The sequence below is a fragment of the Frigoribacterium sp. UYMn621 genome (genome assembly GCF_040549525.1).
Classification (GTDB): Bacteria; Actinomycetota; Actinomycetes; order Actinomycetales; family Microbacteriaceae; genus Lacisediminihabitans.
Genome location: NZ_JBEPTM010000001.1, coordinates 1 through 13,573 on the forward strand (window position 1 = coordinate 1; position 13,573 = coordinate 13,573).

A 13,573-nucleotide genomic window follows, 5' to 3' on the forward strand; every position below is an offset into this window, starting at 1 on the left:
GGGGGGCGGGGCCGGGGCGGCCGCCCCGCCCCCCCGGGGGGGGGGGGGGGGGGGGGGCGGGGGGGGGGGGGGGGGGGGCGGGGGCGGCGGGGGGGGGGGGGGGGGGGGGGGGCCCGCCCCCCCCCCCCCCCCCCCCCGCGACGGCCCGCTTTGCGGCCGGGCCGCTCCCGGCGCGCTACGCTTCGATGCCCGGCAGTGCCGAGGCACCACTCATGAAGCGCTGCACATCGGGATCCACGCGGATGTCACTCGGCCGCAGCGGCCGCGAGAGGTAGAGGCCCTCGAGCTCGGTGAGGCGGCTGAGCGCCACGTAGGTCTGACCGGCGCTGAAGGTGCCCGATCCGAGATCCACGATCGCGCGATCGTAGGTCTTGCCCTGAGACTTGTGGATGGTGACCGCCCAGGCAAGTCGCAGTGGAAACTGGGTGAACTCGGCGACGATGTCTTTCTTCAGTGTCTTCGTCGACGCCGAATAGGTGTATTTGAACTTCTCCCAGATGGCGGGCTGCACCTCGTGCACCTCGCCATCGACCTCCACGAAGACGGTCGACGAGATCTTGGTGACGGTGCCCACCGTGCCGTTCACCCAGCGCTGGCCGCCCTCACCGGCGGAATCGTTGCGCAGGAACATCACTCGCGCACCCACCTTGAGCTGCAGGGACTCGTCGGCAGGGAATGACCGCCCGCCGAACTCTCCCGAGACATCGGCCTTCGCCGTCTTGACGGCCCCGGGGAGCCGGGCGAGGGCCGCAGCATTGATGCGGTTGACGGTGTCGTTGCGGGTGGCGAGGGTGATCGTGCCATCCGTCGGCGCGGGCCGGGCGCCCGTGTCGTTGAGGCGCCCCGCGATCTCTGCGGTGACCATGCCGTGGCGCACCGCATTGAGCATGAACTTGAACTCGGCCTCATGCTGGCGATGGATGGTCGTCAGCTCGAAGATGCGCAGCTCGGTCTCCTGCCAGACCTTCGCGTCGAAGAACCACATCGAGCGGTACTGGTCGGTGAAGTAGGCGCGCTCATCGGCATCGCCTGGCACCGGGGCGAGCTGATAGGGGTCACCGAACAGCACCACCTGCACGCCCCCGAACGCGGTGAACGGCTTCTGGCGCGCCTGCCGCAGGCTGCGATCGATGGCATCCACCAGGTCGGCGTTGACCATGGACACCTCGTCGATCACCAGGGTGTCGATGGTGTTGAGCAGCTTGCGCAGCTCGGGCACCTGATCGATCGCATGGTCGGCGATCACCCCGATCGGAAGGCGGAAGAGCGAGTGGATGGTCTGCCCGCCCACGTTGAGCGCCGCCACACCGGTCGGCGCCGCGATCACCACCTGCTTCGCGGTGTTCCACGAGAGATGGTTGAGCAGCGTGGACTTGCCGGTGCCGGCGCGACCGGTGACGAAGATGTTCTCGCGGGTGTTCTCGATGAGTTCGAAGACGGCTGCCTGCTCGGCGGAGAGTGCGAATTCGGCCACGACGCTCCTCCCTCCCGGCATCCGGACAGCACTCCAATCTACCGCCGCCGGCGCCTGTCGATCGGCGCGCGGCGCCCTCCTGTTGAGAAGCCGGGCACGGAAGCGCCACCTAGGATGTGGAGATGCCGCCCCGAATTCTCGCCCGCTGGCTCATGCTGGTGGGGGTGCTCCTGCTGGCATTCCTCGGCACGGTCACGACCCTCAACCTCACCCTCTACAGCGCCTCGGGATTCGTCTCCTCCTACCTCTCCGCCGTCGCCCGGCACGATGTGGACGGCGCGCGCCGGATGCCCGGGGTCGACGTCAGCCCGACGGGAACCGACGAGCTCCTCGCCCCCGCCGCGCTCGCCTCCCTCACCGACATCCACCTGGTGAGGGACACGGATGACGGCGGCGGGCGCCACACCGTCTTATACGGTTACACGATCGGGGGGATCGAGAGCACCTCATCCTTCGTCGTTGAGCACAGCGGCCAGCGCCTCGGAGTCTTCTCGGCGTGGCGCTTCGTCCAATCTCCGCAGAGCCTGCTGAGCATCACCGTGAAGCACGGCAGTGGCGTGCGGGCCAACGGCGTGGCGCTGCCCCCCGTCACGCCCGACGTCGCTCATGCCTACCGTGTGCTCACTCCGAGTCGAGTGGTCTTGACCCACGACTCGACCTATCTCGAGGCGGCGAGGGTGACACCCCTCGTCGATCAACCGGCGAGCGTCACGGACGCGACTGTCGACATCCAGGCCAATCCGGTGTTCGTTCGAGAGGTACAGAAGCAACTCGACAAGTTCCTCGCCGCGTGCACGACGCAGAAGGTGCTGTTGCCCACAGGCTGCCCGATGGGCACTCAGATCACCGACCGGCTGCAGGATGCTCCCACCTGGTCGATCGTGAGCTACCCGATCGTCACGATCGTGCCCGGGGCGAACTCGGGGAGTTGGCAGATACCCGAGACCGGGGGGCTCGCCCACCTCATGGTGAAGGTGAAGTCGATCTTCGACGGCAGCCTCTCGACCTTCGACGACGACGTGCCGTTCACCGTGCGCTACGTCATCACCTTCGCCGGCGATGGCAGCCCGGTGATCACCGCCCAGTACTGAGGCGGCCGGAGCGCCCCGCGGTCGAGGCGGGGCGCCTCACTAACGACGGCCGGCCCGGTCGGCGAGCATCCGGTTGTACTCCATCAGTTCGGCGTCACCGTCACGCTCCGCCTTGCGATCGAGACGCTTCGCATCCTTCGCGTCGCTCTTCGACCACATGATCGCCACCGTGATGGCGAGGATGATCGTCGGAATCTCCCCCACGCTCCAGGCGATGCCACCGCCGGTCTGCTGGTCCGCGATCGCGCTCACGCCCCAGGCCCGACCCATGGCCCCGTACCAGTTGGCGAGCAGCAGTCCGGTGCCCGTGATGAGCGAGAGCCCGAAGAACGCGTGGAAGGCCATCGTGCCGAGCAGCACGAGCAGACGCATCGGGTAGGGAGCGCGATAGGGAAGCGGATCGACGCCGATCAGTGCCTGCACGAAGAGGTACCCGGTGATCAGGAAGTGCACGATCATCCAGGTGTGTCCGATGTGGTCGGTCGTGGCCCAACTGAACAGCGGTGTGTAGTAGAACACCCAGAGCGAGACCACGAACAGCGCGGCCGCCACTATCGGATTGGACAGCACCGCGGATGCCCGCGAGTGCACGAACAGCATGATCCACTCGCGCGCACCGCGGCTGCCATCCGAACGCTTGGCGATCGCGCGGAGGGCGAGCGTGATGGGAGCGGCGGGCACGAGAAGCACCGGGATCATCATGCCGAGCAGCATGTGCCCGAGCATGTGCACGCTGAACAGATACTTCTCGTAGACGTTGATTCCCCCGTTGGTCACCCAGAACAGCAGGGCGAGCCCGGCGAGCCAGACGACGAGCCGATGCACCGGCCATTTGTCGCCACGGCGGTGCAGCCTCACCACGCCCGCGATGTAGAAGAACGCCAGGAAGGCGATGAGCAGCACCCAGAGGATGTCGAAGTTCCAGGTGGTGAAGTAGCGCGAGAAGGTGAGCTCGGGCGGCAGTAGCGCCTGGGTCAGGATCCAGGCCGGGCTCGTGAGGGTGGCATCCTGCGACACGGGGGTCGCTGTCTTCGCCAGAGCGGCCGCGACCCCGGAGGCCAGTCCCATGAATCCGAGCTCCGCGGCGATGAGCCACCAGAAGAACCGGTCGCCGCTGTTGACCGAGGACTGCATCTTCGCCACGAGGAACCTCCGCTGTCCGAGCCCGAAGAGTCCGAGGGCGAGCAGCGCGAAGATCTTGACGAGCACGAGGATGCCGTAGGGCGTGAGCAGTTGGGTGATCGTGCCGACGCGCAGGGCCGCATTCACATAGCCCGAGGCTGCGACCACGACGAAGCAGATGATGGCGAGCGTCGAATAGCGGGAGATGATCGGCCCGATCCGCCCACCATCGAGGGTCTTGCGGATGAACACGATGGTCACGAGCCCACCGAGCCAGATCGCCGCGAAGACGACGTGGAGACCGAGGGAGGTGACGGCCGCATCATGGCCGGCGGCATCCGCCGAATGCCCCTGCAGGGCCTGGGGAACCAGGCCGACCGCCGTGAAGGCGGTGACGAAGACGAGCATGGTGCGGTTGCGCACGGCGAAGCACAGCACCGTGACCACGGCGGCCACGAGAGTGCTCGCGAGCCAGGCCTGGCCGATCTCCTTGTTGGTGAGGAAGTCGCCGAGCACCCCGCCGAAGTTCGCGTCGAGGCTGATCGGCTTCGTGTAGAAGCTCATGAAGGTGAGGAAGCCGGTGACAGCGGACGCGATGGCCCAGAATCCGGCGGCTCCGGCGGCGATATCGAGCGTGGCGGCGAACTCGGGCCGGTCCGCGCTCATGGCGAAACACAGCAGCACGAGCGAGCCGAGCGTGACGGCGACACCCAGGTTGAACAGCATGGTCGCGATCGGCAGGCCGTAGCGCACGAGGGCTCCGGGATCGATCAGCCGGGGCGCGTCGGCGGCATGACCGAACGCCAGCGCGGCGAGCAGGGATGCGAAGGCAACGACCAGGAGCAGCGCTGGACCGGCGATTCTCACGATCCGAGGCACGAGGTCCAGCCTAGGCGAGCAAACTGGGCCTCCGCCCCGCTGGTGGGGGCCGTTCTTAACGACCGAAGGGGATGCCGACCCTGAGGTCGGCATCCCCTTCGAGAGGAGAAGCGAAGACTACTTTGCAGCGGCCTTGAGCTTGCTTCCGGCGCTGACCTTCACGCCGTAGCCCGCCTTGATCTGGATGGCCTCACCCGTGGACGGGTTGCGTCCGGCGCGAGCGGCACGGTGGGTGCGCTCGACCGCGAGCCAGCCCGGGATCGTGACCTTGGTGCCTTCGCCGACCGAAGTGGCGAGAGTGGAGAACAGAGCGTCGAGGACGCCGTTCACTGCAGCCTGGCTCTGGCCAGACTCAGCGGCAACTGCCGCGACGAGCTCGGTACGGTTTAGTGACTTGTCAGCCATTGAAGTCCTCCTCGGACGTTGTGCTTCTCAGAACATAGATTGCTGCTCGCGAGAACAGTTCTTTTGCTTGGATGGAACTGAGGCATTGGGGCGTGTGACCCCGCAACCGCCTGTAATTTACCAGCTTGACTTGGTAATACCGGGCAATTCGCCCCGGTGAGCCATATCGCGGAAACGCACGCGGGAGACCCCGAACTGGCTGAGGAAACCACGCGGACGACCATCGATGGCGTCACGACCGCGAACGCGCACCGGAGAGGCGTCGCGCGGAAGCTTCTGCAGTCCGAGCCGAGCGGCTTCGCGCTCGGCATCGGAGGATGCGGGGTCGACGAGAGCCTTCTTCAGCTCGAGTCGCTTGGTCGCATAGCGCGCGACCACGATCTTGCGCTGCTCGTTGGCAGCGATCTTGCTCTTCTTCGCCATGGTTAGCGCTCCTCGCGGAATTCGACGTGCTTGCGGACTACCGGGTCGTACTTCTTCAGCACGAGGCGGTCGGGGTCGTTGCGGCGGTTCTTCTTGGTCACGTAGGTGTAACCGGTGCCGGCGGTGGAACGGAGCTTGATGATCGGACGGACGTCCTGCTGCTTTGCCATTAGATCTTCACCCCACGGCCCAGGATGTCCTTGACCACTGATTCGATGCCACGAGCATCAATGACCTTGATGCCCTTGGCGCTGAGCGTCAGCGTGACGCTGCGCTTGAGCGACGGAACGTAGTACGTCTTCTTCTGCACGTTCGGGTCGAAGCGACGCTTCGTCCGGCGGTGCGAGTGCGAAATGTTGTGTCCGAAGCCGGGAACGGCTCCAGTCACCTGGCACACTGCGGCCATGGTTTTCCTCCGATTACCGTAGGGACGAGGTGTCCCTACCCAAGATTTCTTGTCGGCACACACAGCCCACCAAACGATCGCGGGGGGATTGTGTACAGGCCACAGCGCAGAATGCGCGTAGCAACGTCCCATATTACGGATGCCGCCCACTCTTCGCAAGGCGAGACCGGCTCAGGAGCAGATCTTGCCGATCGCGGTGAACTGGGCCTGCACGTCGGTGACGGCGGCCTTGAGCTTGGTGGTGTCGGCGGAGGTCTTGCCGATCACGGCCTTCACCTGCACGATCATCTCCTTGATCGAGTCATCCGCTGCCGTTCCGGCCTTCTTCACCTCGGCGTTGGAGACCTTCTTCAGCCCGCTGTCGAAGGCGTCTGCCACGGACTGGAGCCCGGTGATCGCCTTGTCGGGATTGGTGGCGATCGCGCCGAAGCTCGACGCCAACTCGGTGGTCGACGCGCTCACCGAGGTCTCGAGAGACTTACAGGCGGCCGCCTTCGACTGGGTGGATGCCGCGGTCGAAGACGCGCTCGGGGCTGGCGAGCCCAAGCTGCAGCCGGTGAGCGCGACGGCGAGCGCGACGCCGGCCAGGACAGTGGTGAGCGCGGTGCGAGACAGCGTGGACATGAGGTTCCCCCAAGAAGTTTTGGTGACGTGCCCACCGAGCCTAGCCGGGGGCTCGCCGGTGCGACGAACTCCGCTGCGACGACCTGTTCAGCGGGCCCGTGAGCATGCAGCGCAGAGGCCGAAGACATCGACGACGTGGTGGGGCTGGGTGAAGCCGTGCTCGGAGGCCACCGACTGCGCCCAGCGCTCCACGGCATCCGCTTCGATCTCCACGGTGAGGCCACAGTTGCGGCAGATGAGGTGATGGTGGTGCTGGCCCGGCGTGCACGCTCGATAGAGGCTCTCACCCTCGGGGGATTGCAGGGAGTCCGCCTCGCCCTCCGTCGCGAGCTCGGCGAGCGCCCGGTAGACGGTCGCGAGCCCGATCGGCGAGCCCGATTCGCGCAACGTGGAGTGGAGGCCCTGGGCGCTGACGAATCCGTCGTCCGCCCCGAGGGCGGAGCGCACCGCCTCCCGCTGCCAGGTGTTCCTCTTGCGGGCCGGCGCGGTCATCGCCCCACCGCCGATGCTGTCACGGGTGTCGCCGCGGGGGTGAGCCGACCACTGCCTCCGCGGCGGGCGCGGCGCGCACCGATCACGCGGCAGACGATGTAGATGAGAAAGGAGATCGTCGTGACGTAGGGACTGATCGGCAGGCCGCCTCCGAGCGCGAGCAGGATGCCGCCGACGACCGAGGTGACGGCGAAGGCGACGCTGAGCAGGGGAGTGAGGAGGGGGGACGAGGTCACCTTCATCGCGGCGGCGGCAGGTGTCACGAGCAGAGACAGCACGAGGAGCGCGCCGACGATCTGGATCGACACCGCCGTTGCGAGACCGAGCAGGACCATGAACGCGATCGAGAGCCCGGTGACCGGCAGTCCCTTCGCGCGGGCGACATCCGCATCGACGCTCGCGAAGCTGAGCGGACGCCAGATCACGAAGAGCGCGGCGATCACGACGACGGAGATGATCACGAGCATGAGCAACTGAGGGTTGTCCACCGAGACGATCTGACCGGTGAGGAGCCCGAACTTGTTGGCGCTTCGCCCCGGGTAGAGGGCGAGGAACAGGATGCCGAGGCCGAGGCCGAATGGCATCAGCACCGCGATGATCGAGTTGCGTTCGCGGGCCTTGGCGCCAAGCACGCCGATGAGCAGCGCGGCGAGCAAGGAGCCGCCGATCGATCCAGCCACCACGTTCACCCCGAAGAGCAGGGCCGCGGATGCCCCGGCGAAGCTCAGCTCGCTGATGCCGTGCACCGCGAAGGCGAGGTCCCTCATCATCACGAAGGGGCCGATGAGACCGCCGACGACACCGAGGAGGGCGCCGGCGATGATCGAGTTCCTCACCAGGGCCAGGAGCTCGCCGTAGTTGTCGAAACCGAAGATCTGGTGCCAGAGGTCGGGGTTCATGTCGCCACCCCGACGTGATGCTCCAGATGATCGTGCACCCCGTAGCCCTCCGGCGCACCGAGCACGACGATGCGGCCGCGACTGCGGATGACTTCGACCGGGGTGTCGTACATATAGGACAGCACCTCGCTGCGCAGCACCTCGTCCGGGGTTCCCACCCGGAACCGGCCGCCGGCGAGATAGAGCACCCGGTCGACCATTTCGAGGATCGGGTTCACATCATGCGTCACGAACACCACCGCGGTGTTGAGGGCCTTCCGCTGCGCATCGATGAGCTCGCTGACCTGGCGTTGGTTGTGCAGGTCGAGGGAGATCAGCGGCTCGTCGCAGAGCAAGAGGCTCGGGTTGCCGGCGATCGACTGGCCGACCCGGATCCGCTGCTGTTCCCCGCCCGAGAGCGTCGCGACCGGCACGTCGGCGTAGTCCGTCGCGCCCACCGATTCGAGGATGCCGTCCACCTGCCGTCGAACGGCCCGCGAGTTGATGGGGAGTCCCCAGCGATTTCCATTCACCCCGAACGCCACCAGATCGCGGGCCCGGAGGGGCGTCCCCTCGTCCAGCAGCTTCTGCTGCGGGATGTACCCGATGCGTCTGCTGCCCTGCGCCACGGGCCCTCCGAGGAATTCGATGGTGCCGGAGCTGAGCTGCTGTTGGCCGAGGATCGTCTTCAGCAGGCTCGTCTTTCCGGTGCCGTTGGGCCCGAGAACCGCGAGGAACTCTCCCGGCTGCACCTCGAGATTGAGATTGTTCCAGAGGGTGCGGGATCCGAAGGAGAGGGTCGCCTGGCGGAGGCTGAGAACGGGCGTCGTCATCGCGGGCGCCTCACTTGAGAGCGGCGGAGATCGCCGCGACGGTGTCGGTCATCCACTCGAGATAGTCCTTGCCGGCGGGAAGCGTCTCGCGCACGGGCACGACGGCGACTCCCGCCTTCTTCGCCGCGGCGATGACCTGCTCGGTCTGCGGTCCACTGGTCTGGGCGTTGTAGGCGAGCAGTTTCACGGCATGGCCGCTGAAGAGCGCGAGGGTCTCGGTGAGCACGAGCGGTGAGACATCCGTTCCTCCTTCGATCGCGGCACTGAACTTCTGCGGCGTCTTGTTCACCAGGCCCATCGCATCGAGCAGATAGAGCGGCACGGGCTCCGTGATCGCCGCACCCTCTCCCGCGGCAAAGGCCTTGATCGACGCCTCACTCGACTCGAGCGTGCTCACCGCGCTGGCGAAGGTCGCCCCGTTCGCGGCGAAGGTCGCGGCGTGCTTCGGATCGAGTCTCGCATAGGTCGACTCGATCTTCGCGGCCACCTTCGTCACGGTGGGGAAGTCGTACCAGAGGTGCTCGTTGAATTCCCCGGTCGCTGGCGTCTGGTCGTAACCGGAGACAGTCGCGGCGTTGAGCAGCGCCACCCTGGGGTTGTTCGCACCCTTCAGCAGGGTGTCGACGAAGTCGTCATAGCCGCCGCCGTTCTGGATCACCACGTCGGCCTTCGACAGCGACAGCTGCACCTGTGCGTCGGCCTCGTAGGAATGCGGATCTTGGGAGGGACTGGAGATGATCGACGTCACCGACACGAGATCCCCGCCGATCTGTTTCGCAATGTCACCGTAGACATCGGTGGACGCGACGACATGGATGAGACCGTCGTCCTTCTGCGGCGACGACGGCGAGCATCCGGCCAGCGCGAGGCTCAGCGCCAGGCCGAGGGAGAGGATGGGGACGATTTTTGCGCGCACGGTGATGGTTTTCTAAGGGAGAGGGTTAACGGTAATGAGATTCGTTATCAATAGTACACCCGGCGGAGGCAGTGACCGCGAACAGCTGTGACCCGGGATTCCCCCCTCATAGAATTGACGAATGTTCATCGCATCCATCACCGTCGCGGCCCTCGCGCTGATCATCGTCGGCATCACGATCGGCTGCGCACGCGGGCTGATCCCCGTCAATTCGCTGGCGGGGATCCGCCTCCGCAGCGTCATGATCAACGACTCGACCTGGCGCGCCGGTCACCGGGCGGCCGTGCCCGCGGAGCTCATCGGCGGCGCCGCCACGGTGGTCGTCGCACTCTCCGCGCTCGTCGTCCGGTCCGCCGACGCCGCGCAACTACTCTCGATCGGCGCCACCGTGATCCTGCTCGGATCCACCGTCGTTGCTGGCTTCCTCGCGAACCGGGCGGCGCTGACCGAGCTGGGCGCGGAACAGGATGCCGAACAGGGCACCGGGTAGCCGCACTCGCTCAGGGGATGCTCGGGGGATGCTCGTGACGGAAGACCGTCGGACCCTCTCAGTCCAGAAGCAGTGCGGGCTCCTCGATGACGCTCGCGACATCGGCGAGGAAGCGACTCGCGACATCCCCGTCCACGATGCGATGGTCGAAGCTCGCGCCGAGGGTCGTGACGAAGCGCGGCCGCACCTCGCCGTCGACCACCCAGGGCTTCTGCTTGATCGTGCCCATGGCGAGGATCGCGACCTCGCCGGGATTGAGGATCGGCGTGCCGGAGTCCATGCCGAAGACACCGATGTTCGTGACCGTGATGGTGCCACCCGCCTGGTCGGCCGGGCTGGTCTTGCCGTCGCGGGCGGTGATGGTGAGCTGTTCGATCGCGGAGGCGAGCTCACGCAGGGAGAGCTCCTGTGCCTCTTTGATGTTCGGAACGATGAGCCCGCGGGGAGTCGCGGCGGCGATGCCGAAGTTCACGTAGTGCTTCACGATGATCTCGGTGTCCGTCCACTGCGCGTTGACCGTGGGGTTTCGACGAACGGCCCAGATCATCGCCTTCGCCATGATCAACAGTGGCGACACCTTCACCCCCGCGAAGTCGGTCGAGTTCTTGAGCCTCTTGACGAACTCCATGGTGCGAGTGGCGTCGACGTCGACGAAGAGGCTCACGTGCGGAGCGGTGAACGCACTGGACACCATGGCCGCCGCTATCGCCTTGCGCACCCCCTTCACCGGGATGCGCTCCTCGCGGTCGCTTCCCCAGGCCGGCGTCTCGATGTTTCGGAACAGGGTGCCCTGCGAGGCCTGGCGCACGACATCCTCCCGGGTGATCTCGCCGGCGAGGCCGGTGGGGGTCACGTCCGAGAGGCTCACCGCGAGGTCCTTGGCCAGCTTGCGGATCGGCGGCTTGGCGATGATCGCGGAGGCGGATGCCGCGGGCACCGAGCTCGGGCGGGAAGCCGCCTCGGGGGCGGATGCCGCGATACCGGAAGCCGTGCGCGTGGAGCCATCGCCGGCGCCGGCAGCCGCCGGGCGCGTGCGGCGGGAGGCGACGTGGCCCTTGATGCCGTAGCCGACAAGCACCGCGCCGCCGCCATCGCCCGATTCACTGGAGATGCTGCCGGCGGTGTCGGCGACGGTGTCGGCGCCCTCGGTAACCGGTACGTCGACGACTGCCGGAGTTGCGCCAGAGGACACGGAGATGATCGGAGTTCCGACATCCACTGTCGTCCCCTCGGTCACGAGGATCGCGGTGACCGTTCCGGCGAAGGGCGAGGGCAGCTCGACGAGGGACTTCGCGGTCTCGATCTCCACGAGTACCTGGTTCACCGCCACCTCGTCGCCGGGCTTGACCTTCCAGGAGACGATCTCCGCCTCGGTGAGGCCTTCTCCGACATCCGGGAGGGTGAATTCTGAGCTGGTCACGGCGTTCCTTTAGCTAGTAGGCCAGTGCGCGGTCGACGGCCTCGAGGATGCGGTCGGCATCCGGAAGGTAGACGGTCTCGAGCTTTGCGGGCGGGAAGGGCGCATCGAAGCTCGAGACCCGCAGCACGGGGGCCTCGAGGGAGTAGAACGCCTTCTCGGTGATGGTCGCGGCGATCTCGGCGGAGATGTTCACCGATCCGGGCGCTTCGGATGCCACGACCAGTCGACCGGTCTTCTGCACGGAGCGGAGAATCGGCGCGTAGTCGATCGGCGACAGCGAGCGCAGGTCGATGACCTCGACGCTCGTGCCTTCCTGCTGCGCGAGTTCTGCCGCCTGCATCAGCACGTTGACCATCGCGCCATGTCCGACGAGGGTCACCTCGGTTCCGGTGCGAACCACCCGACTCGAGTGCAGCGGGGATGCGCTCGCTTCGAAGTCGACCGGACCCTTGTGCCAGTAGCGGCTCTTTGGCTCGAAGAACAGCACGGGATCGTTGGACGCGATCGCCTCCTGGATCATCCAGTACGCGTCATTCGGGGTGCTCGGACTGACGACGCGCAGGCCCGGAGTGTGGGCGAAGTACGCCTCTGGGCTCTCCTGGTGGTGTTCCACCGCACCGATGTGCCCGCCATAGGGAACGCGGATGACCACGGGCATGGTGATGAGGCCCTCGTGGCGGCTCGTCATCTTGGCCAGCTGGGAGGTGATCTGGTCGAAGCCCGGGAAGATGAAACCGTCGAACTGGATCTCGCAGACCGGGCGGTAGCCGCGCATCGCCAGCCCGATCGCCGTTCCGATGATGCCGGATTCGGCCAGCGGCGTGTCGAACACGCGACGCTCCCCGAACTCGGCCTGCAGGCCCTCGGTGACGCGGAAGACGCCGCCGAGAGGGCCGATGTCCTCACCCATGAGCAGCACCTTGGGGTCGTCGGCGAGGGCTTTGCGCAGTCCGGCATTGATCGCTTTGGCGAGAGGGAGTTCCTCGGTCATCGGGTGCTGCCCCCCAGGCTCGCCTCGTAGTCGGCGAGCCACTGCTTCTGGGCATCCATGAGCGGATGCTGCTCCGAGTAGACGTGATCGAAGATGAGATCGGTCGACGGCACCGTGAGCTCGAGGGTACGACGGCGAAGATCGGCCGAGAAGTCCTCTGCCTCGGACGCGGCGGCGGCGAAGAAGTCCTCGCCCTCTCCGCGACCCCTGAGATAGCTGGCATACCGGACGATCGGATCTTTCGCCACCCAGGACGCGGTCTCGGCATCCATGCGGTACTTCGTGGGATCGTCGCTCGTGGTGTGCGCGCCGATGCGATAGGTGAGGGCCTCGATGAGGCGGGGACCCTGGCCGGCACGGGCTTCGTCGAGGTTCTTTCGCGTGACGGCATAGCTCGCGAGCACGTCGTTGCCGTCGACCTGGATGCCGGGCATGCCGAAGCCACCCGCGCGCTGGTAGAGCGGCGTGCGGGACTGCACCCGCACCGGCACCGAGATGGCCCACTGGTTGTTCTGCAGGAAGAAGACCTCCGGGGCGTTGAAGCTCGCCGCGAAGACGAGCGCCTCGCTCACATCCCCCTGGCTGGTCGCGCCGTCTCCGAAATAGACCATCACCGCGCGATCGGTCTCTGGATCGCCCGTGCCGGTCTCCCCGTCGAGGGTGATGCCCATCGCGTAGCCCGTGGCGTGCAGGGCCTGCGATCCGAGCACGAGGGTATAGAGGTGAAAGTTGCCGCAGGCGGCGGGATCCCAGCCCCCGTTGGTCACACCGCGCATCAGGCGCACGATGTCGACGACGTCGACGCCCCTGATCATGCCGATCGAGTGTTCCCGGTACGAGGGGAAGAGGTGATCCTGAGACCTGGCGGCGCGGGCCGAGCCCACCTGAGCGGCTTCCTGCCCGTGGCTCGGCGGCCAGAGCGCGAGTTGACCCTGGCGCTGGAGGTTGGTGGCTTCGAGGTCGAAACGTCGCGTGATGACCATGTCGCGGTAGAACTGGCGCAGTTCGTCATCCGAGAGCGCATCGATGTACGGAAGATACTCCGCCGCCGCGTCATCCGTCTGGAGGGTGCCATCGGTTGAGAGAAGCTGCACCATGTGTTCGGATCCTGCCACGGTGGCCTCACAGT

16 protein-coding genes are annotated in these 13,573 nt (G+C 66.6%); 2 read left to right on the top strand and 14 right to left on the bottom strand.

Features of this window, described 5'->3' with window-relative positions; genetic code table 11:
* Window positions 1-175: 175 nt before the first annotated feature.
* Window positions 176-1,474: an ATP-dependent DNA helicase gene (locus ABIB54_RS00005; protein WP_185201995.1), complete on the bottom strand. Its 1,299-nt coding sequence runs from the start codon at window positions 1,472-1,474 to the stop codon at window positions 176-178.
* Between the two features lie 122 nt (window positions 1,475-1,596).
* Between ABIB54_RS00005 and ABIB54_RS00010 the strand changes: the two genes are divergently transcribed.
* The gene (locus tag ABIB54_RS00010; protein ID WP_354573492.1) at window positions 1,597-2,565 is read left to right on the top strand and encodes a hypothetical protein; all 969 of its coding nucleotides are present in this window, start codon (window positions 1,597-1,599) and stop codon (window positions 2,563-2,565) included.
* A gap of 39 nt (window positions 2,566-2,604) precedes the next feature.
* Here the strand turns inward: ABIB54_RS00010 and ABIB54_RS00015 are convergent, their stop codons facing one another.
* From ABIB54_RS00015 to ABIB54_RS00060, 10 genes are all read right to left on the bottom strand, one after another.
* A complete protein-coding gene (locus tag ABIB54_RS00015) occupies window positions 2,605-4,566 on the bottom strand; it encodes a bifunctional copper resistance protein CopD/cytochrome c oxidase assembly protein (protein WP_354573493.1) in 1,962 nt (653 codons plus the stop codon).
* A 117-nt stretch (window positions 4,567-4,683) separates the two neighbouring features.
* The gene (locus ABIB54_RS00020) at window positions 4,684-4,971 is read right to left on the bottom strand and encodes an HU family DNA-binding protein (RefSeq protein ID WP_185201997.1); all 288 of its coding nucleotides are present in this window, start codon (window positions 4,969-4,971) and stop codon (window positions 4,684-4,686) included.
* A 117-nt stretch (window positions 4,972-5,088) separates the two neighbouring features.
* Window positions 5,089-5,394 carry a 30S ribosomal protein S14 gene (rpsN, locus tag ABIB54_RS00025; RefSeq protein WP_185201998.1) on the bottom strand — a complete coding sequence of 102 codons (306 nt, stop codon included), beginning with the start codon at window positions 5,392-5,394 and terminating at the stop codon, window positions 5,089-5,091.
* Window positions 5,395-5,396: 2 nt separating this feature from the next.
* Window positions 5,397-5,564 (bottom strand): 50S ribosomal protein L33, encoded by a 168-nt coding sequence (gene rpmG, locus ABIB54_RS00030; protein ID WP_185201999.1) that lies wholly within the window; start codon window positions 5,562-5,564, stop codon window positions 5,397-5,399.
* A complete protein-coding gene (gene rpmB, locus ABIB54_RS00035) occupies window positions 5,564-5,800 on the bottom strand; it encodes a 50S ribosomal protein L28 (protein WP_185202000.1) in 237 nt (78 codons plus the stop codon). The genes rpmG and rpmB overlap by 1 nt, the downstream gene beginning before the upstream one ends.
* A 171-nt stretch (window positions 5,801-5,971) precedes the next feature.
* On the bottom strand, window positions 5,972-6,424 hold the full coding sequence (locus ABIB54_RS00040) for a hypothetical protein (protein WP_354573494.1): 453 nt from the start codon (window positions 6,422-6,424) through the stop codon (window positions 5,972-5,974).
* Between the two features lie 87 nt (window positions 6,425-6,511).
* Window positions 6,512-6,916, bottom strand: a complete 405-nt coding sequence (locus ABIB54_RS00045; RefSeq protein WP_354573495.1) for a Fur family transcriptional regulator — start codon at window positions 6,914-6,916, stop codon at window positions 6,512-6,514.
* Window positions 6,913-7,815: a metal ABC transporter permease gene (locus tag ABIB54_RS00050; protein WP_354573496.1), complete on the bottom strand. Its 903-nt coding sequence runs from the start codon at window positions 7,813-7,815 to the stop codon at window positions 6,913-6,915. The genes ABIB54_RS00045 and ABIB54_RS00050 overlap by 4 nt, the downstream gene beginning before the upstream one ends.
* Window positions 7,812-8,627 (bottom strand): metal ABC transporter ATP-binding protein, encoded by an 816-nt coding sequence (locus ABIB54_RS00055; protein WP_354573497.1) that lies wholly within the window; start codon window positions 8,625-8,627, stop codon window positions 7,812-7,814. The genes ABIB54_RS00050 and ABIB54_RS00055 overlap by 4 nt, the downstream gene beginning before the upstream one ends.
* A 10-nt stretch (window positions 8,628-8,637) precedes the next feature.
* Complete coding sequence (locus ABIB54_RS00060) at window positions 8,638-9,543, bottom strand: metal ABC transporter solute-binding protein, Zn/Mn family (protein WP_354573498.1); 906 nt, start codon at window positions 9,541-9,543, stop codon at window positions 8,638-8,640.
* A gap of 121 nt (window positions 9,544-9,664) precedes the next feature.
* Between ABIB54_RS00060 and ABIB54_RS00065 the strand changes: the two genes are divergently transcribed.
* Window positions 9,665-10,033, top strand: coding sequence for an SdpI family protein (locus ABIB54_RS00065; RefSeq protein ID WP_354573499.1), 369 nt, complete (start codon window positions 9,665-9,667; stop codon window positions 10,031-10,033).
* A 58-nt stretch (window positions 10,034-10,091) separates the two neighbouring features.
* Here the strand turns inward: ABIB54_RS00065 and ABIB54_RS00070 are convergent, their stop codons facing one another.
* From ABIB54_RS00070 to ABIB54_RS00080, 3 genes are read right to left on the bottom strand one after another with little or no spacing between them, the layout of a single operon-like run.
* Window positions 10,092-11,453, bottom strand: coding sequence for a dihydrolipoamide acetyltransferase family protein (locus ABIB54_RS00070; RefSeq protein WP_354573500.1), 1,362 nt, complete (start codon window positions 11,451-11,453; stop codon window positions 10,092-10,094).
* A gap of 13 nt (window positions 11,454-11,466) precedes the next feature.
* Entirely contained in the window at window positions 11,467-12,444 is a 978-nt protein-coding gene (locus ABIB54_RS00075) for an alpha-ketoacid dehydrogenase subunit beta (RefSeq protein ID WP_354573501.1), read from the bottom strand.
* Window positions 12,441-13,541, bottom strand: a complete 1,101-nt coding sequence (locus tag ABIB54_RS00080) for a thiamine pyrophosphate-dependent dehydrogenase E1 component subunit alpha (protein ID WP_354573502.1) — start codon at window positions 13,539-13,541, stop codon at window positions 12,441-12,443. Before ABIB54_RS00080 ends, ABIB54_RS00075 begins: the two co-directional genes overlap by 4 nt.
* Window positions 13,542-13,573: the final 32 nt, after the last annotated feature.